This is a genomic window from Pantoea sp. JZ29, assembly GCF_035190385.1.
Taxonomy (GTDB): Bacteria; Pseudomonadota; Gammaproteobacteria; order Enterobacterales; family Enterobacteriaceae; genus Pantoea; species Pantoea stewartii.
In genome coordinates, this window is record NZ_CP045241.1 from 157645 (window position 1) to 176417 (window position 18773).

The 18773-nt window shown below is 52.1% G+C and carries 21 protein-coding genes; 13 read left to right on the forward strand and 8 right to left on the reverse strand.

Going from position 1 to position 18773, the window contains the following annotated elements; genetic code table 11:
* Positions 1–3 precede the first annotated feature (3 nt).
* Positions 4–936, reverse strand: a complete 933-nt coding sequence (gene rfaD, locus GC090_RS00735) for an ADP-glyceromanno-heptose 6-epimerase (protein WP_033738074.1) — start codon at positions 934–936, stop codon at positions 4–6.
* Between the two features lie 227 nt (positions 937–1163).
* On the opposite strand from rfaD, the gene GC090_RS00740 reads away from it, so the two are divergent.
* Both GC090_RS00740 and tdh read left to right on the forward strand, forming a co-directional pair.
* A complete protein-coding gene (locus GC090_RS00740; RefSeq protein WP_110268854.1) occupies positions 1164–2360 on the forward strand; it encodes a glycine C-acetyltransferase in 1197 nt (398 codons plus the stop codon).
* Positions 2361–2369: 9 nt separating this feature from the next.
* Positions 2370–3398 (forward strand): L-threonine 3-dehydrogenase, encoded by a 1029-nt coding sequence (tdh, locus tag GC090_RS00745; RefSeq protein WP_058709102.1) that lies wholly within the window; start codon positions 2370–2372, stop codon positions 3396–3398.
* Between the two features lie 62 nt (positions 3399–3460).
* Here the strand turns inward: tdh and GC090_RS00750 are convergent, their stop codons facing one another.
* Together GC090_RS00750 and envC are read right to left on the reverse strand one after the other, a co-directional pair.
* The gene (locus GC090_RS00750; RefSeq protein WP_205955841.1) at positions 3461–4372 is read right to left on the reverse strand and encodes a divergent polysaccharide deacetylase family protein; all 912 of its coding nucleotides are present in this window, start codon (positions 4370–4372) and stop codon (positions 3461–3463) included.
* Positions 4373–5674: a murein hydrolase activator EnvC gene (gene envC / locus GC090_RS00755; protein ID WP_133745880.1), complete on the reverse strand. Its 1302-nt coding sequence runs from the start codon at positions 5672–5674 to the stop codon at positions 4373–4375.
* A 252-nt stretch (positions 5675–5926) separates the two neighbouring features.
* Between envC and GC090_RS00760 the strand changes: the two genes are divergently transcribed.
* From GC090_RS00760 to cysE, 5 genes are all read left to right on the forward strand, one after another.
* The gene (locus tag GC090_RS00760; RefSeq protein ID WP_006121275.1) at positions 5927–6358 is read left to right on the forward strand and encodes a rhodanese-like domain-containing protein; all 432 of its coding nucleotides are present in this window, start codon (positions 5927–5929) and stop codon (positions 6356–6358) included.
* Positions 6359–6374: 16 nt separating this feature from the next.
* Positions 6375–6629 (forward strand): glutaredoxin 3, encoded by a 255-nt coding sequence (gene grxC, locus GC090_RS00765; protein WP_033738087.1) that lies wholly within the window; start codon positions 6375–6377, stop codon positions 6627–6629.
* A 38-nt stretch (positions 6630–6667) separates the two neighbouring features.
* Positions 6668–7132 (forward strand): protein-export chaperone SecB, encoded by a 465-nt coding sequence (secB, locus tag GC090_RS00770; RefSeq protein ID WP_006121277.1) that lies wholly within the window; start codon positions 6668–6670, stop codon positions 7130–7132.
* The gene (gene gpsA / locus GC090_RS00775; protein ID WP_006121279.1) at positions 7132–8148 is read left to right on the forward strand and encodes an NAD(P)H-dependent glycerol-3-phosphate dehydrogenase; all 1017 of its coding nucleotides are present in this window, start codon (positions 7132–7134) and stop codon (positions 8146–8148) included. The genes secB and gpsA overlap by 1 nt, the downstream gene beginning before the upstream one ends.
* A 67-nt stretch (positions 8149–8215) precedes the next feature.
* Positions 8216–9037, forward strand: coding sequence for a serine O-acetyltransferase (gene cysE / locus GC090_RS00780; RefSeq protein WP_006121280.1), 822 nt, complete (start codon positions 8216–8218; stop codon positions 9035–9037).
* Here the strand turns inward: cysE and trmL are convergent.
* From trmL to cpxR, 3 genes are read right to left on the reverse strand one after another with little or no spacing between them, the layout of a single operon-like run.
* Positions 9034–9507 carry a tRNA (uridine(34)/cytosine(34)/5-carboxymethylaminomethyluridine(34)-2'-O)-methyltransferase TrmL gene (gene trmL, locus GC090_RS00785; RefSeq protein WP_006121281.1) on the reverse strand — a complete coding sequence of 158 codons (474 nt, stop codon included), beginning with the start codon at positions 9505–9507 and terminating at the stop codon, positions 9034–9036. The two genes, cysE and trmL, sit on opposite strands and share 4 nt — an antisense overlap.
* 35 nt (positions 9508–9542) lie before the next feature.
* Positions 9543–10922 carry an envelope stress sensor histidine kinase CpxA gene (gene cpxA / locus GC090_RS00790; protein ID WP_058701579.1) on the reverse strand — a complete coding sequence of 460 codons (1380 nt, stop codon included), beginning with the start codon at positions 10920–10922 and terminating at the stop codon, positions 9543–9545.
* Positions 10919–11617 carry an envelope stress response regulator transcription factor CpxR gene (gene cpxR / locus GC090_RS00795; protein ID WP_006121283.1) on the reverse strand — a complete coding sequence of 233 codons (699 nt, stop codon included), beginning with the start codon at positions 11615–11617 and terminating at the stop codon, positions 10919–10921. The genes cpxA and cpxR overlap by 4 nt, the downstream gene beginning before the upstream one ends.
* A 148-nt stretch (positions 11618–11765) precedes the next feature.
* Between cpxR and cpxP the strand changes: the two genes are divergently transcribed.
* From cpxP to GC090_RS00825, 6 genes are all read left to right on the forward strand, one after another.
* Complete coding sequence (cpxP, locus tag GC090_RS00800; RefSeq protein ID WP_033738090.1) at positions 11766–12275, forward strand: cell-envelope stress modulator CpxP; 510 nt, start codon at positions 11766–11768, stop codon at positions 12273–12275.
* 435 nt (positions 12276–12710) lie between these two features.
* Positions 12711–12875: a KGG domain-containing protein gene (locus tag GC090_RS00805; protein WP_028723167.1), complete on the forward strand. Its 165-nt coding sequence runs from the start codon at positions 12711–12713 to the stop codon at positions 12873–12875.
* Positions 12876–13106: 231 nt separating this feature from the next.
* A complete protein-coding gene (gene fieF / locus GC090_RS00810) occupies positions 13107–14009 on the forward strand; it encodes a CDF family cation-efflux transporter FieF (protein ID WP_006121287.1) in 903 nt (300 codons plus the stop codon).
* Between the two features lie 205 nt (positions 14010–14214).
* Entirely contained in the window at positions 14215–15177 is a 963-nt protein-coding gene (gene pfkA / locus GC090_RS00815) for a 6-phosphofructokinase (RefSeq protein ID WP_006121288.1), read from the forward strand.
* A 138-nt stretch (positions 15178–15315) separates the two neighbouring features.
* Positions 15316–16305, forward strand: a complete 990-nt coding sequence (locus GC090_RS00820; protein ID WP_033738094.1) for a sulfate ABC transporter substrate-binding protein — start codon at positions 15316–15318, stop codon at positions 16303–16305.
* A gap of 108 nt (positions 16306–16413) precedes the next feature.
* Positions 16414–17187: a CDP-diacylglycerol diphosphatase gene (locus GC090_RS00825; protein WP_324021504.1), complete on the forward strand. Its 774-nt coding sequence runs from the start codon at positions 16414–16416 to the stop codon at positions 17185–17187.
* Positions 17188–17218: 31 nt separating this feature from the next.
* Here GC090_RS00825 and tpiA read toward each other — a convergent pair whose 3' ends face one another.
* Together tpiA and GC090_RS00835 are read right to left on the reverse strand one after the other, a co-directional pair.
* The gene (gene tpiA, locus GC090_RS00830) at positions 17219–17986 is read right to left on the reverse strand and encodes a triose-phosphate isomerase (protein ID WP_033738096.1); all 768 of its coding nucleotides are present in this window, start codon (positions 17984–17986) and stop codon (positions 17219–17221) included.
* 120 nt (positions 17987–18106) lie between these two features.
* Complete coding sequence (locus tag GC090_RS00835) at positions 18107–18697, reverse strand: DUF1454 family protein (RefSeq protein ID WP_006121292.1); 591 nt, start codon at positions 18695–18697, stop codon at positions 18107–18109.
* Between the last annotated feature and the right edge of the window lie 76 nt (positions 18698–18773).

An 18773-nucleotide genomic window follows, 5' to 3' on the forward strand; every position in this document is an offset into this window, starting at 1 on the left:
TCCTTAGACGTTGCGGTTTAACCAGGCCATATATTCAGACACGCCCTGTGCCACTGTTTTAAAAGGCTTGTCGTAGCCTGCCTCACGCAGTTTCGTCAGATCAGCCTGGGTATAAGCCTGATAACGGCCTTTCAGTTTTTCCGGGAAAGGAATGTATTCAATTTCACCTTTCTGATGGAAATTAAGCACGGCGTCCGCAACTTCCTGGAACGATTCGGCGCGGCCTGTGCCGCAGTTATAAATCCCGGAAATGCCGTTCTCCCAGCACCACAGATTGACTGACACAACATCATCAACATGAATAAAATCGCGTTTAAAGCTGTCGCTGCCCTCGAACAGTTTTGGATTTTCGTCATTACTGATCTGCGTATTCAGATGGAAGGCAACGCTCGCCATACTGCCTTTGTGGCCTTCGCGCGGTCCGTAAACGTTGAAGTAACGGAAACCACAGACTGGTGACGTTGCTTCTGGCAGAATCTGGCGTACATAGTGGTCAAACAGCATTTTTGAGTAGCCGTAAACGTTTAACGGCTGCTCGTACTGACGCTCTTCGATGAAATTCTCATTGCGTCCACCATAGGTGGCTGCCGAAGAGGCATACAGAAAGGGGATTTCACGCTCAAGGCAAAAGTGCAGCAGGTCTTTTGAGTACTGATAGTTATTATCCATCATGTACTTACCATCCCACTCCGTTGTGGCTGAGCAGGCACCTTCATGGAACACCGCTTCAATCGGACCCAGATCTTCACCCGACATGATGTAGGTTAAGAACTCTTCTTTATCCATGTAATCTGTGATGTCCAGATCGGCAAGATTCACGAACTTGGTGCCATCTTTCAGATTATCTACGACCAGAATATCTGTATGGCCACGATCGTTCAGCGTCTTAACGATATTGCTGCCGATCATACCTGCGCCACCGGTTACGATAATCATATTGCTACCTTTAACGTTTTGTGGTGAAACGGGACGTCTCACGCGTAATGTCACCATCATAACATTTCATCCCGCCACAGACAGCCAGATGACTCCGTAAGGTCAGGACCCAAAATGCCTGTGACGTGAACTGTGCTACATAATTCACATTATTTTGGTCGATTAGGCGTTAAAAGGCGATATGTTCAGTCGTATTTGCCCCGTCCTACCTTTTCAGGAGTGTAATAATGTCAGCGCATTTTTATCAGCATATTCGTCAGCAACTGGCTATCGCCCAGCAAGAAGGGCTGTTCAAAAAAGAACGTATTATCACTTCCGCGCAGCAGGCTGAAATCGACGTTGGGCATCATCACGCTGTCATTAATTTCTGTGCAAATAATTACCTTGGGCTGGCTAACCATCCTGCTTTGATTCAGGCCGCGAAAGAGGGAATGGATTCGCACGGTTTTGGGATGGCATCGGTGCGCTTTATCTGTGGCACGCAGGATAAGCACAAACAACTGGAAAGAAAACTGGCTGATTTTCTGGGTATGGAAGACGCCATACTTTACTCCTCCTGCTTCGATGCGAATGGCGGATTATTTGAAACACTGCTGGGGGCTGAGGATGCCATCATTTCTGACGCACTTAATCACGCGTCGATTATTGATGGTGTGCGTCTGTGTAAAGCACAACGCTACCGTTACGCCAATAATGACATGACCGAGTTACGTGCCCGCCTGCAGGAAGCCAAAGATAACGGCGCAAAGACCATCATGATTGCAACCGATGGCGTCTTCTCTATGGATGGCGTAATTGCCAATCTGAAAGGCATTTGCGATTTGGCAGACGAATACTCAGCCCTGGTCATGGTCGATGATTCCCATGCGGTGGGTTTTGTGGGAAAGGCAGGGCGGGGAACGCATGAGTATTGTGATGTCATGGGGCGGGTAGACATCATCACCGGCACCCTGGGTAAGGCGCTGGGGGGGGCTTCCGGTGGCTATACGGCAGCCAAAGCCGAGGTTATAGAATGGCTACGTCAGCGTTCAAGACCTTATCTGTTCTCTAATTCACTGGCACCCGCAATCGTGGCTGCCTCATTGCGCGTTCTGGATCTGTTAAGCGAAGGCGACGGACTGCGTCAGCGCCTCTGGGAAAACGCACGCCTGTTCCGCGAAAAAATGACGGCAGCGGGCTTTACGCTGGCGGGGGCCGATCACGCCATCATTCCGGTCATGCTGGGCGAAGCCAGCGTAGCGCAGGCGTTTGCACATCTGCTTCAGCAGGAGGGGATTTATGTGACCGGATTTTTCTATCCGGTAGTGCCAAAAGGTCAGGCACGTATTCGCACACAAATTTCAGCCGCGCACAGCCAGCAGCAGCTCGATACCGCTGTGGCCGCTTTCACGCGGATTGGTAAGCAACTTGGCGTGATCGCCTGAGGACAGACCATGAAAGCACTTGCGAAACTGAAAAAAGAGCAGGGTATCTGGATGGTTAACGATGCGCCCATTCCGGAGCCTGGTCACAACGATTTGCTGATCAAAATCCGCAAAACCGCGATCTGCGGCACCGATGTACATATTTACAACTGGGATGACTGGTCCCGTAAAACGATCCCCGTGCCCATGATTGTTGGCCATGAATATGTAGGCGAAGTGGTGGCTGTGGGGCAGGAAGTGAAAGGGTTTCAGATTGGCGATCGCGTTTCGGGTGAAGGTCACATTACCTGCGGGCACTGCCGTAACTGCCGGGCAGGGCGGACACATTTATGCCGCAATACGCAAGGTGTAGGTGTCAACCGGCAGGGATGCTTTGCTGAATATCTGGTGATCCCTGCCTTTAATGCCTTCAAAATTCCCGACAATATATCAGACGAACTGGCGTCGATTTTTGACCCGTTTGGCAACGCAGTTCATACCGCTTTGTCCTTCGATCTGGTGGGAGAAGACGTTCTGATTTCTGGGGCAGGGCCGATTGGAATCATGGCGGCGGCGGTATGTCGTCATGTGGGTGCACGAAATGTCGTCATCACAGACATTAATGATTATCGCCTTGAACTGGCCCGTAAAATGGGCGTGACCTGTGCGGTCAATGTGGCGAAACAGGACTTGCGTGAGGTCATGCATACGCTCGATATGCGAGAGGGCTTTGACGTGGGCTTAGAAATGTCGGGCGCACCGCCTGCTTTTCGGACCCTGCTTGACGTCATGAATCACGGCGGCCGTATCGCCTTACTGGGCATTCCGCCCGGTGAAATGGCCATCGACTGGAATCAGGTGATTTTTAAAGGGCTGTTTATTAAGGGCATTTACGGGCGGGAGATGTTTGAAACCTGGTACAAGATGGCCGCACTGATACAGTCAGGTCTGGATCTCACCCCGATCATTACCCATCGCTACGATATAGATGACTTTCAGCGAGGTTTTGATGATATGCGGTCGGGGCAATCAGGAAAGGTGATTCTGAGCTGGACGTAATGTTGCCCTTTGTTTTTTAACGTTGACGCTCAGCATCGGGTTTAAGGCCGATGCTGAGTGTGTCAAAAAAGTGCATTAATACGGCGATACAGCGGGCTCTCAGCGATGCTCTCACCAATCACGCCCAGTGCACGCGTAGCAGGCACAGGTGACAGTGGTTGCTTCACTTTACATTCGCCTGGCGCCTGGAAGCCTTGCGCAGGTTTATTGCGCGGCAGGGTTTTTGCCAGCGAAGCACTGCCGTTACGCAGCGGCTCATTTAATAACTGACCCGGTGTCACCAGCGTAATATCCGCAGGCAAAGTGGGCAGCATTTGTTGCAACACGCGCACAGTGTTCGGGTGCGGGTGACCAATCGCAATCGCATAGCCATCCCGCTCGGCCAGTTTCACTGCCCGACTAAATTGCTGACGGATGGCGTTGATGTCCTGGCTGTCGTCCAGAAAGACCCTGCGCTTTAGCACTCTGACATGCGTGCCCTGGGCGGCGGGTACAGACTGGCTGTTGCCAATCGTCATGCTGTCAAGGAAGTACAGATTGTACTGGTTAAGGGCCTGCATGACTTTTTGCATACCCGGCAGACTGGACGTCATTTTGCTGCCCATATGGTTATTCAGCCCCACCGCATAAGGCACGTTATTTACTGCACTGCGGATGATGCGATCAATCTCGGCGCTGCTCATCTCGGGCGTTAACGTGTTTTTTTCAAGGGGTTGCTTACTGAGAGGGGCCATGGGCAGATGGATCAGGACTTCGTGTCCGCCCTGATGCGCTTTGATTGCCATTTGACGTGCATAGGGCGCATCGGGGAGGACGGCAACCGATATCGCCTGCGGCATCTGCAACACTTTATTCTCTTCTGTAGGCCGGTAGCCGACATCATCAATAACAATGGCGAGCTTACCGGCCTGGGCTGCGAAACTGAGCAGCAATCCACTCAGCAGCGCAACCAGGGTCTTTCGCTGACGTAACACTTATTTTCCTAACCACGGAAGTGGATTAACCGCTTTACCCTGACGCCGGATTTCAAAGTAGAGCGAAGGTGTACCACGGCCACCGCTGGTGCCGACCAGGGCAATAGGCTGACCTGCTTTTACCTGAGCGCCGACGCTGACCAGTGCGCTTTGGTTGTAACCATAGAGGCTCATATCCCCTTTGCCATGTTCAATCACGACGACGAGGCCATAACCCTGTAACCAGTCAGCCATCAACACGCGACCATCGGCAATGGCTTTAACTTCTGTGCCCTCAGGCGCGTTAATGACCAGCCCTTTCCAGCGTAATTCGCCCTGAAGCTCCTCACCGAAGCGATGCTCAATCCGTCCTCTTACTGGCCAGATGTCCTGACCATTTGGCCGCCCAAGCCCGCCTGTGCGCGCCATCAGTTCGCGTTCACTCTGGGTTGGCTGATAGCTGGAGCCTTTCGCTTTTGCCTGCACCTGACGCTGGCGGACTTTTTCAGCCTCACGCGCTTCCCGTGCGGCGCGTTCACGCGCTTCTCGCTCGGCACGGGCAATTTTGTCTTGCAGGCGGCTTTCGTTCTGCCGCATCTCGACCAAATCAGCCTGATCTTTCTGCAGCGCACTTTCCAGAGAAGTTAGCGTTTTTTTGCGGGCGGCGCTGGCTTGCTGAAGTTTGTCCTGCTGTGCTTGCTGCTGAGTTAACAACGATTTTTGCTGCTGCTGTTTTTGTTCCAGCGATGCGCGCTGTTGAGCCAGTTCCTTGCGGGTAGTTTGCAGGGCGGTGATATTTTCCTGACGTGCCGTGTTCAGGTAACCAAAGTAGGCCAGGATGCGCTCGCTGCGCTGACTTTCTTCGCCACCTAACAGCAGTTGCAGGCCCTTGTGCTGGCCCTGACGAAAAGCGGCATCCAGTTGCTCTGCCAGCAGTTTTTCCTGCTGAGCCTGTTGTTTCTCAAGGTGGGCAACGGAGGCGGTGACCTGCACGATGTCATTGTTTAAGGCGGACAGACTATTGCGCGTTTCACGCAACTGCCGGCTGGCCTGCGCAATGATTTTTTCCTGACTTTGCAACTGATTAAGCAACTGGCTGCGCTGGGCTTTTTGCGCCTTAACGCTTTTTTCTTTTTCAGCAATTTCCTGCTGAATGGATTTCAGTTGCGCTTTGTTATCATCAGCGGCCAGCCCGGGTAAGGGCAATGACAACAGGCCCGCATAAAGCAGGCTAAAAGACAGAACGGACAAGCGTGTAAACAGCGGCACGGTAACGCCGTTGTGACGGGTCCATGTTGGCAGAGCAGTTGTCTTTCCCTTCATAGGTCGATGATTATTCCACGATGAACAGTTGCTTACCAGCATTGCCGACCGGCTTTTGCTTCCCTAAACGTGACCATTTTCAACAGTACAAGGCATAAGCGTCACGACATTTTTGCCATTCGGTGAATTTTTTTGGAAAATGACGCACAAATTATCACTCTGCCCGCTTAGCGTCTGTACATGCGAAGTGGCGCAGGTATACTCAGAAGCCTTGTTTTAGCTTATTAGCCCGGTCTGGAGTCGTTACCCCTCATGCAAGAAATTATGCAGTTTGCAAGCAATCACCCCATCCTGAGTCTGGCATGGGTCGTTTTACTTATACTGGTGATTGTGACCACCGTTAAAGGGATGTTCTCTAAAGTAAAAACGATCAGTCGAGGCGAAGCAACCCGACTTATTAACAAAGAGGATGCGGTGGTGGTAGACGTGCGTTCGCGCGACGATTACCGCAAGGGGCATATTTCGGGCGCGGTCAACGTCGCTGCAGCTGATATCAAGAAAGGCAGTTTTGGCGAGCTGGAAAAGCATAAAACACAGCCCATAATTGTGGTATGCGCTACCGGGCAGAGCGCGGCCGATCCTGCTGCACATCTGAGCGCGGCAGGTTTCAATCAGGTGAGCGTGCTCAAAGACGGTATTAGCGGTTGGAGCGGCGAAAATCTGCCGTTAGTTCGCGGTAAATAACCATCCTGAGGTCCCTATGGCAAACGTTGAGATTTATACCAAACCAACCTGTCCGTATTGTCATCGCGCAAAAGCGCTGCTGAATGAGAAAGGCGCGGCGTTCCAGGAGATCCCCATTGATGGGGACATGGCAAAACGTGAAGAGATGATTAAGCGCAGCGGCCGCACGACAGTGCCTCAGATCTTTATCGATGGCCAGCATATTGGTGGCTGCGACGATTTGATGGCACTTAACGATCGTCAGGGTTTAGATCCGTTACTTCAGGCGTAGTTTTACGCCAGACATTTTAACTTACAGGACTTAGTCACATGTCAGAACATAACACTAACGAAATGCAATTCCAGATTCAGCGCGTTTACACGAAGGATATTTCTTTTGAAGCGCCCAATGCGCCGCAGGTGTTTCAGAAAGAGTGGGAGCCAGACGTTAAGCTGGATCTGGATACTGCCTCTTCGCAGCTGGCTGATGAAGTGTATGAAGTGGTGCTGCGTGTGACCGTTACGGCAACCGTTGGCGAAGATACCGCTTTCCTGTGTGAAGTTCAGCAGGCAGGTATTTTCACCATCGGTGGCATTGAAGGTACCCAGATGGCGCATTGCCTTGGCGCTTACTGCCCAAATATCCTGTTCCCTTATGCCCGCGAATGCATCACCAGCCTGGTTTCACGTGGTACCTTCCCGCAGCTTAACCTTGCGCCAGTGAACTTTGATGCGCTGTTTATGAATTATCTGCAGCAGCAGCAAGGCGAAGAAGCGCAACATCAGGATGCCTGATGACCACTCACGCTTCGATTAGCGTCATCGGTGCCGGTTCATACGGCACCGCTTTGGCGATTACGCTGGCCCGCAATGGCCACCCGGTGCTGCTGTGGGGGCACAATCCTGCCCATATGGCACAACTTCAGTCCGACCGCTGCAACCGTGCTTTCCTGCCAGATGTAACGTTTCCCGATAATCTGACTGTTGAACCTGACCTGAATACCGTTATAGCCGCCAGCCGCGATTTGTTGGTTGTTGTACCGAGCCATGTTTTCGGCGATGTGCTGACGCAGATAAAGCCCGGTTTACGTGATGACTCACGCATCGTCTGGGCAACGAAAGGACTGGAGAAGGAAACGGGTCGTCTGCTGCAGGATGTTGCCCGCGACATTTTGGGCGAAACGATTCCACTGGCCGTCATCTCCGGCCCCACTTTTGCAAAAGAACTGGCAGCGGGTTTACCGACAGCGATTGCGCTGGCGGCTACTGACGCGCAGTTCGCAGACGATTTACAACAGCGACTGCACTGCGGCAAAAGCTTTCGCGTCTATAACAATCCCGATTTTATCGGGGTTCAACTGGGCGGCGCGGTGAAAAACGTCATTGCTATCGGTGCTGGCATGTCTGATGGCATCGGCTTTGGTGCGAATGCACGCACGGCGTTAATTACGCGCGGGCTGGCCGAGATGAGTCGTCTGGGTGCGGCATTAGGCGCAGATGCCACAACATTTATGGGCATGGCCGGTTTGGGCGATCTGGTGCTGACCTGTACTGATAACCAATCGCGCAATCGTCGTTTTGGCATGATGCTCGGGCAGGGTGAAGATGTCGATAGCGCACAACGCATTATCGGACAAGTTGTAGAAGGCTACAGAAATACCAAAGAAGTCAAAGCGCTGGCGGCACGCACAGGGGTTGAAATGCCTATCACCGAACAGATTTATCAGGTGCTCTATTGCGGAAAACCGGCACGAGATGCAGCATTAAGCCTGCTGGGGCGTTCACGGAAGGACGAAAACAGCACAAACTAAAGCAGGAAGCCAAGCGTCATCACCTGTAGCGCCGGTCAAGGCGCTTTTTTTATCGGGAGAAAACAGCATGTCGTCTGATGAGTTAGAACTGGTCTGGAACAACATTAAGGCAGAAGCACGCGCGCTGGCAGACTGCGAGCCAATGCTGGCCAGCTTTTATCATGCGACATTGCTTAAGCATGAGAATCTGGGCAGCGCCCTGAGCTATATGCTGGCCAATAAGCTGGCGAATCCAATCATGCCTGCTATCGCGATTCGTGAAGTTGTCGAAGAGGCCTACCGAAAAGATCCCTCAATGATTGCTTCCGCTGCCTGCGATATTCAGGCCGTACGCCAGCGCGATCCTGCGGTTGATAAATATTCGACGCCGCTGCTGTATCTGAAAGGTTTTCATGCGCTCCAGGCCCATCGTATCGGGCACTGGCTTTGGAATGAAGGCCGACGCGCCTTAGCCGTTTACCTGCAAAATGAAGTGTCCGTTTCCTTTGCTGTGGACATTCATCCGGCCGCAAAAATTGGACACGGGATCATGCTGGATCACGCTACAGGTATTGTGATCGGTGAAACGGCCGTCGTGGAAAACGATGTGTCCATCCTGCAGTCGGTGACGCTCGGCGGGACCGGTAAAACCAGCGGCGACCGTCATCCGAAAATTCGCGAAGGCGTCATGATTGGCGCAGGTGCAAAAATTCTGGGCAATATTGAAGTTGGTCGCGGTGCCAAGATTGGTGCTGGCTCTGTTGTGCTGCAACCCATTCCGCCTCACACCACCGCCGCTGGCGTGCCTGCGCGCATCGTTGGCAAGCCCGGCAGTGAAAAGCCGTCCATGGATATGGACCAGCATTTCAGCGGCAATGGCGCAGGTTTTCAGTTTGGTGACGGAATTTAGGACTTAATCAACGCGCCAGCGTAGTCGAGTTGGCGCCAGGCTTCGTATACCACCACGGATACCGCATTTGATAAATTCATACTGCGGCTTTCCGCCCGCATGGGAATCCGTATTTTTTGCTCTGCAGGCAGCGTCTGTAGCACCTCTGCGGGCAAGCCCCGACTCTCTGGACCAAACAGCAGATAATCTCCCTGCTGCCAGGCGACGGCACTGTGCGCGGGCGTCCCCTTCGTTGTCAACGCAAACAGCCGCGCAGGTTGCTCGGTCGTCATGAACGCCTGAAAATCAGCATGGAACTTAATGGCGGTGAACTCGTGGTAATCCAGTCCCGCGCGACGAAGGCGCTTGTCGTCCCAGGCAAAACCCAGCGGTTCGATAAGGTGAAGCTGGAAGCCGGTATTGGCGCACAGGCGAATAATATTACCTGTATTGGGTGGAATTTCTGGTTCAAAGAGTACGATGTTAAGCATAAGGCCCCCGGTAACGAGGGCCGAAGCATAGCAAATTATTGTCTGCCAGAGGAGTAAAGTGGCAGCCAGATTGTCAGACGCAGACCACCCAGTGGGCTGTCATCTGCTTTTACCCAGCCACGATGCTGCTGAATGGCCGTTTCCACAATGGCCAGCCCCAGGCCGGTGCCGCCGGACTCTCGGTCGCGCGCCTCGTCAGTGCGGTAAAACGGTCGGAATATCTGCTCACGATCTTCCGGGCTCACGCCGGGACCATCGTCGTCAACGTGAACGGTAATGCCTGCAATATCAACGGAAAAACTGACGCTGATATGGGTATGAGAGTAGCGCAACGCATTCCGCACGATATTCTCCAGCGCACTTTCAAGCGCATGGGGGTTACCATACAAAGGCCATGGCCCCGGAGGATAAGGGATCTCCAGTGTCTTACCCATTTGTTCCGCTTCAAATCGGGCGTCTTCCAGCACGCCGTTCCACAGCTGATTTGCCTTCATGGCCTCGCTGACCAGCGCGTTCTTATGCTGGGTCCTCGACAGCACCAGTAGGTCATTAATCATGCCATCGAGGCGTTGTGCTTCCGTCTCTATACGTTCCAGCTCTTTGCCTTCACCATGACGGCGGCGCAGCAGGGCGGTCGCCAGCTGTAATCGCGTTAGCGGCGTGCGTAATTCGTGGCTGATATCAGACAGTAAGCGCTGCTGACCGTTCATCATCCGTTCCAGCGCACTGACCATCTGGTTAAAGCTGGAACCTGCCGCCAGAAATTCCTGTGGGCCTGATTCTAGTTCAGGATGCTGGCGCAGATTACCGCTGGCGACTTCGTCCGCGGCATATTTAAGTTTCCGTGCAGGACGCGCCAGGCTCCACGCCAGCCACAACAGAAGCGGTGAGCTAATCAGCATGGTAACAATGAGCAGCAGCAAAGGGCGATCAAACAACAGATTAATAAAATCCAACTGAGAGCTGCTGGCGGGGCGGATCAGATACAGCTGATAGTTATCCTCTCCATCCCGGACGGCGAAAGGACCTACCATCTCTACCCGGCCATATTTCTTCTTCTGTGGGTGATCGGCGTTATCTGACTGACCGATGAAGTTACGAATGACCTGCATTTCATTATGCTGTGCGCCGATGACCCGGCCTTCACTGGTGACCAGGAGCAAACGTTGGCCGGGTGGAGCCCACTTCTCAATAGCGCGAAATAAGCGCCGCCACCACATCAAATCATTAGGCGGATCGCGTGACAGCTCGGCTTCAACGTGCTGCTCGATCATCGTGCCCTGGCGCTGCTCGCTTTCCAGCAGCGCCGTCATCTGGCGTGAATCAAGCTTGGGTACCATGAGCACCAGCATCAATACCAGTGCCAGCGTCAGCCAGAAAATAGCAAAGATGCGGGTAGTCAAACTGCCTATCATGATGCCGAAACCATCAAATAACCGCGGCCACGTAAGGTCTTGAACCACGGATGCCCATCGCGACGTTCAGGGAGTTTACGGCGCAGGTTCGAGATGTGCATATCGATGGCACGGTCAAAAGGCGTCAGGCGTTTACCCAGCACCTCCTGGCTAAGATGCTCGCGCGAGACAACCTGACCTAAATGCTGAGCCAAAAGGTACAACAGGGTGAATTCTGTGCCGGTGAGATCCAGCGTTTCGTTATCGAAACTGGCTTCCTGACGGCCCGGGTTCAGGCGCAGGCAGTCCACTTCCAGCGTAGGTGAGCTGTTATCGTGCTGCTGCTGTTGTTCGCTCCAGTTCGAACGGCGCAGGATAGCGCGTATGCGCGCAACCAGCTCCCGATCGTTAAAGGGCTTAGGCAGATAGTCATCGGCGCCCAGCTCAAGGCCCAGCACACGATCAAGCTCGCTTCCGCGGGCGGTAAGCATAATCACAGGTGTTTGATACTGCTGGCGTAATTCTTTCAGGGTGTCGATACCGTTTTTCTTGGGCATCATGACATCCAGTAAAAGCAAATCAATTGAGTTATCGAGCAGATTCAGTGCTTGCTCACCATCGCTGGCAACCACCACTTCAAACCCTTCCATTTCTAACAGTTCTTTTAAAAGCGAAGTCAATTCGCGGTCATCATCTACCAACAGGATTTTATTCATTTTTGTAGCCCTCCGCAGGCAAAATAGCGTGTTCCTATGATACCAATCCATCGCTTTACGTACTTTTACACCCCCTGACGGATGTTTGCAGCTATCGCCGTACACTGGCTATCGTTGAATCGCAAAACAGAACGAACTGGAGTAAACGATGCGCAAATTAACCGCCGTCGTTCTTGCCTCAGCGATGGTTCTCAGTCACGCCAGCGCAGGAGCAGCAGAGTCGATGGCGCTTGACGAGGTGCATCACGGCGGATTTACGACAGGCAGTATGACGCAAAATTCGCAAAGTCACATGTTCGACGGCATTGAGTTGACGGAACATCAACGACAACAAATGCGTGACCTTATGCAGCAAGCCCGACATGACCGTCCGGCAACGAATATTGATGATATCGCAGCTATGCACGATTTGGTGACGGCAGATAAATTTAACGAAGCGGCCATACGTGACAAGGCAGAGGCCATCGCCAAAGTTCAGGTTGAACAGCAAGTTGAGATGGCGAGAGTGCGTAATCAGATGTACCACCTGTTAACGCCCGAGCAGCAGGCCGCGTTACAGAAGAATTATGAGCAGCGCCTGAATGCCATGCGTAAGCTCTCAAGTTTGCAGCCAGCTTCGACGCTGCAACCCGTAAGTCGTACCAGTAGTAACCAGTAGTAAATAGTATCCCTGTTTTCCTTGCCATAGACACATCCCTGTCTTCCCCCTCATGATGAGGGGGTTTTTTTTATCTGTTTTTCGCCATTATTTACTGTAGTTTTACAGTGCGCGAAAAAATGATCTGGACGATTGAATGGCAACGTTTTTTTATTTTTCTTACGCACGCTTTCCTGTCTGTTATTACTGTCTTGCCGATCTGTTTTACAGGTCGTGAGTTATTTCCAATCGATTGATAAATATAAAGATTACATTAATTTATTTATGCATTTTCCTTGCTTTTCAAGGGGCTGTAAATATCCCGCTCCGCTTGCACCTTATCCGGCCTCGCCTACACTTATATTGTCTCAGCAAGGAAGCCGATGCACTTCTGAAATTAACGGAGAGCAGCAACCACATCATGTAGTCCGAATTAATCTATTAATGGAGTAAATTATGGCAGAGCATCGTGGTGGTTCAGGTAATTTCGCAGACAACCCGCAAAAAGCCTCTGAAGCCGGTAAAAAAGGCGGAAAGAGCAGCGGCAACGGCGGCGGCGGTAATTTCAAAAATAACCCCGAAAAAGCCTCCGAAGCGGGCAAGAAAGGCGGCAAAAAATAATTTTGCTGAGCACTGAACCAAATCTGCACGTTGATTTGGCGCTTACTTAGGTAAGCAATCCTTCGCCCCATCGTTACCCGATGGGGCGAAGTCGTATTATCTCTTCCCATCTTATCCCTCATCACTCTGTCCGAACGGTATCAGTCGGGCGCATCGCCTGCGTCAGTGTTAAACTTAGCCCTTCTCTGCTGTTATTTTATCTCTTTAGTCATGATGTTCATGGAGTATGGCATGCAGGCTTCGTATGGAAAGTGGGTTAAATCTGCGGCGATTGCGGCGACGCTGCTGGCGACGACCTTGTTAATTATCAAGATTTTTGCCTGGTGGTATACCGGATCGGTTAGCCTGCTGGCTGCCATGGTTGATTCGCTGGTGGACATTGCCGCTTCTCTGACAAACCTGCTGGTGGTGCGCTATTCCCTTCAGCCCGCTGACGCCGATCACACCTTTGGCCACGGTAAAGCGGAATCGCTGGCCGCCCTGGCGCAAAGCATGTTCATTTCAGGTTCGGCACTTTTCCTCTTTCTGACGGGTATTCAGCATCTCGCTTCCCCGAATGAACTGCGATCGCCCGGTATGGGCATTATCGTGACGGTGCTGGCTCTCATTTCGACATTACTGCTGGTGGCTTTCCAGCGCTGGGTCGTACGAAAAACACGCAGTCAGGCGATTCGGGCCGATATGCTGCATTATCAATCCGATGTTTTCATGAACGGGGCAATTTTGGTCGCGCTGGTGTTAACCAGCTACGGATTCGCTCGCGCCGATGCGCTGTTTGCGCTGGGCATTGGCGTGTATATTCTCGTCAGCGCACTTCGGATGGGCTATGAAGCCGTTCAGTCCCTGTTGGACAGAGCCTTACCCGATGAAGAACGACAACATATTATTGCGATTTCATCAAACTGGCCCGGTGTGCAAGGCGTTCATGATGTGCGGACGCGTCAGTCTGGCCCGACGAAATTTATTCAGCTTCACGTAGAGCTGGAAGATCAATTACCGTTAGTGCAGGCACACCGAATCGCCGATCAGGTTGAAAAAGCATTACGCGAGGCCTTTCCCGGGTCGGACGTCATTATTCATCAGGATCCCTGTTCTGTGGTACCGTCAGAGAAACAGGATGCATTCAATTTCTGACGCACAGGAAAGACGTTAGAAAGATGAAAATGACATGCAGCTAACATTGCTAAAAAAATTAGTGAAAAGTTGTCTGACCTGAATCAATTCAGCATCAGGCCTTTGATATACTATCTGCCATCATATGTCGCGCTTACCACATCAGTGTTCATCAGCGTTGCACAGGCCGGATTAACCCTTAGTTTTGAACAATCCAGAGGTTGTCATGATCAAAAAAATTGGTGTACTGACCAGCGGCGGTGACGCCCCAGGCATGAACGCAGCCATTCGCGGTGTAGTTCGCTCCGCATTAAGCGAAGGGCTGGAAGTTTTTGGTATCTATGACGGCTATCAGGGTTTATATGAAGATCGCATGATCAACCTCGACCGCTACAGTGTGTCAGATATGATCAATCGCGGCGGCACGTTCCTGGGTTCTGCACGTTTTCCTGAGTTTCGTAATGATGATGTCCGCCAGGTAGCAATCGAGAACCTGAAAAAGCGGGGCATTGATGCCTTAGTAGTGATCGGTGGTGACGGTTCGTATATGGGGGCCAAGCGGCTCACCGAAATGGGCTTTCCGTGTATCGGTCTGCCAGGCACGATTGACAACGACGTGGCCGGGACAGATTACACCATCGGCTACTTTACGGCGCTGGAAACGGTCGTCGAAGCCATTGACCGCCTGCGTGATACGTCGTCATCGCATCAGCGCATCTCGATTGTTGAAGTCATGGGTCGTTACTGTGGCGACCTGACGCTGGCTGCGGCTATTGCCGGGGGATGTGAATTTATCGTGTTACCTGAGATTCCTTACACTCGTGAGGAGCTGGTGGCAGAGATTAAAGCCGGTATTGCGAAAGGTAAAAAGCACGCGATCGTAGCTATTACGGAGCACATCTGTGATATCGACGACCTGGCGCGTTTCATCGAAACAGAAACCAAACGCGAAACGCGTGCCACGGTACTTGGTCACATTCAGCGCGGCGGCGCGCCCTGCGCTTATGACCGCATTCTTGCGTCGCGCATGGGTGCCTATTCGATTGAGTTGCTGATGCAGGGCTACGGTGGCCGGTGTGTAGGTATCCAGAATGACAAGATGGTCCATCACGATATCATTGATGCCATTGAAAATATGAAACGTCCATTTAAGCGTGACTGGATGGATACGGCTAAGCAGCTGTACTAAGTATTACCGGGCATGCTTAACGGCATGCCCTTATGCCTTCCTCATATTCCCCAAAGTTATAACCGCTTATTTTTAATTCTTTTAGCTATAATCACGTTTATGTCACGCTTGTCTCATCATGAATGGGGAGAGTGCGCAATGAATAAATGGGCCGTGGGTTTAGGATTGTTACTGGCATCTGGCAGTGTTCTGGCGAAGGATATTCAGCTGCTAAACGTTTCTTATGATCCTACCCGGGAACTCTACGAGCAGTACAACAAGGCCTTTAGCGCGCACTACAAACAGGAAACGGGCGACAACGTGGTCATCCGCCAGTCGCACGGCGGTTCAGGTAAACAGGCGACTTCTGTCATCAACGGTATTCGTGCTGATGTGGTGACGCTGGCGCTGCAGTCGGACGTTGATGCAATTGCTGATCGCGGTCGTATTGATAAAGACTGGATTAAACGTCTGCCCGACAACTCCGCGCCTTATACCTCCACGATTGTCTTTTTGGTGCGTAAAGGCAATCCTAAAGGCATCCATGACTGGAGCGATCTTATCAAGCCCGGCGTTTCGGTGATTACTCCAAATCCTAAAACGTCAGGCGGCGCTCGCTGGAATTACCTGGCTGCCTGGGGCTGGGCACTGGATCATAACAACGGCGATCAGGCAAAAGCACAGCGTTACGTGAAAGATCTGTTTAAGCATGTTGAAGTGCAGGATTCCGGTGCGCGCGGCGCAACCAATACCTTTGTAGAGCGTGGTATTGGTGATGTCCTGATCGCCTGGGAAAACGAAGCCTACCTGGCGGTCAATAAACTGGGTAAAGACAAATTTGAAATTGTGACGCCAAGTGAATCGATTCTCGCGGAGCCAACTGTGTCCGTCGTGGATAAGGTGGTCGATGAGAAGGGAACGCGTCAGGTGGCGGAAGCCTATCTGAAATATCTCTACTCGACGGAAGGGCAGACGATTGCGGCTGAAAACTATTATCGTCCGCGCAATGAAGAGGTCGCGAAGAAGTTCGCCAGTACGTTTGCGCCGGTAAAACTGTTTACCATCGACGACAAGTTTGGCGGCTGGGCGAAGGCGCAAAAAACGCACTTCGCTGATGGCGGCACCTATGATCAGATCATGAAGCCGTAATCCTTACCGGTTATTCTTGAAACCAGCGGAAACGCTGGTTTTTTTATGCGTGACATTTACGCGCTGTCACGTGAGGATGCGAATGAAAACAGTCAGGGGAAGATAACAATGCAGGCAAATCGTCGGGCCTTCATCATCATTGCGCTTCTGCTGGTATTGATCGGCGCAGGGATCCTGGTTGCGGCTACGCATGTTAAAACGAATGCGGATGCGCTTTGGCAAATCGTCAGTGAAAAGTGTCTGCCCGATCAGCTCACGCATGGTCAACCCGCGCCGTGTCAGCACGTTGATCTGCAGCACCGCTACGCGCTGTTGAAAGACCGAAACGGCCCCCTTCAGTATCTGCTCATCCCCATTGATAAAATCACCGGAATCGAAAGCCCACAGTTGCTCCGTTCAGACACGCCGAATTATTTTGACCTAGCCTGGCAGGACAGAGGCGTCGTGGCGCAAAAATATGGCAAGCCCATCAACGACAGTGTGCTGTCACTGGCCATCAATTCCCAGTACGGCCGTACCCAGAATCAGCTTCATATTCATCTTTCATGCCTTCGGCCTGATGTAAGAAAGCAACTGGATGCGCTGACACCCACGTTCACACCGGAATGGAAAGCCGTCACCTTTCTCAGTCATCCTTATAACGTGCGTACGCTGAGTGAAGCCGAGCTGGCAGAGCAAAGCGTATTTATCCGTCTGGCCGCTGAGATACCGCATGCACGCGATCAGATGGGCCGCTACGGCCTCGCGTTAGCGCGCTTGTCTGATGGGCGGTTGATACTGATGGCAGTGGAGCGCAACTGGCTGTTGTTAAATAAAGGTTCCGCTGAGGAAGTGCAGGATCACGACTGCGCGTTACTGCAACCCATAAAAAAAGCGGCCTGATTTGGCCGCTCAGAATGGACTAAGCGCCAGGTCAGCCTTGTTTGGCTGCCGCGGCTGCTTTAACGATGACCGCAAATGCATCGGCTTTCAGTGACGCACCGCCAACCAGGGCACCGTCAATGTCCGGCTGCGTAAACAGCTCGGCTGCATTTTTATCGTTGACTGAACCACCGTACTGAATAATCACTTGCTCAGCGACAGCAGCATCTTTTTTCGCGATATGGTCACGAATGAATTTGTGAACGGCCTGCGCCTGCGCTGGGGTGGCTGATTTACCCGTGCCAATCGCCCAGACGGGTTCGTAGGCGATAACCGCATCTTTAAATGCTTCGGCACCCTGAGTGGTCAGTACAGCATCAAGCTGACGTGCGCACACTTCTTCGGTTTTGCCTGCTTCATTTTCGGCTTCGGTTTCGCCGATGCACAGAACCGGCACCAGACCCGCTGCTTTTAAGACGGCAAATTTTTTCGCAATGAATTCATCGCTTTCTTTATGGTAAGTGCGGCGTTCTGAGTGACCAATGATGATGTACTTCGCGCCAATATCTTTCAGCATCTCAGCGGAAATCTCGCCGGTAAATGCGCCAGACAGGTTTACATCAACGTTTTGAGCACCCAGTGCAATATGGCTACCGGAGACAGCATGTTTAGCCTGATCAAGATAGAGCGCAGGGGGGGCAATAGCAACGCCACAGCCTTCCACGCCCGACAGTTCTTTGCGCAGACCGTCGATCAGTTCGGCTGTCATATGCTTGCTGCCATTCAACTTCCAGTTACCCATAACCAGTGGATGTCGCATTCTATCCTCCGCATAACGCGATACATGAAATGGCGCTGCCCTGGGGCAACGTTGTCTGCCAGACAGTATAGAGATCAAATAATGCCATGGCTTTGCTTTTCGTCATTTTTGCCCCGTCCATCAGGGCGTAGCCAGCGCCAGTTTTACCGGCTCAATGGCAAAGGTGAGTCCTTTATCCCCGTTATCTGAAACCACGAAACGCAGTGCACCTTCAACGTGCTCATAGTATCGTGAGCCTTTACCGGCTTTAAGCAGCGTTTCCAGCTTTTTTCGCCCTTCTTCCTGCGTGAGTCCCGGCACAAAAAAACGTAACATGGCGGTCATATAATCAAGCGCCTTAGCCTGCGAGGCGCTCTGGTCAGGCCCCGGAATCGGCAGCCACGTGATCTGCAACGTTTTGATTTTGCCCGTGCCCGGCTCAAGCGCCGTAGAAGAATAAAGGGTTTCATTAATTTTGGTGGCGGCGCGTGTCAGATCGCTCTTTTCATCGCGCGTATCAATGGCACTGTATTCCCTGAGCGGCAATTGGGGATTGGCCAGGTTGTATTTTTCACGAAACTGGCCAATGGTCATGTCCAGCGTGGGTGCGCCCGGTAACAGATAGGGTGCGGTTGGCATGTGTTCAGCCTTGTCGAGGGGTTGCGGATCGGCGGCAAATACCGGAACCGTCAGCGCGACGCTCAGCAACAGTACGCCTGGCAAATTCTTCATTTTGTCGGCTCTGACCAATAAACTCGATGCCAAATTAGAACGGTTTTTATCTTCAAGGTCAAAAGTGTGCAGCGTA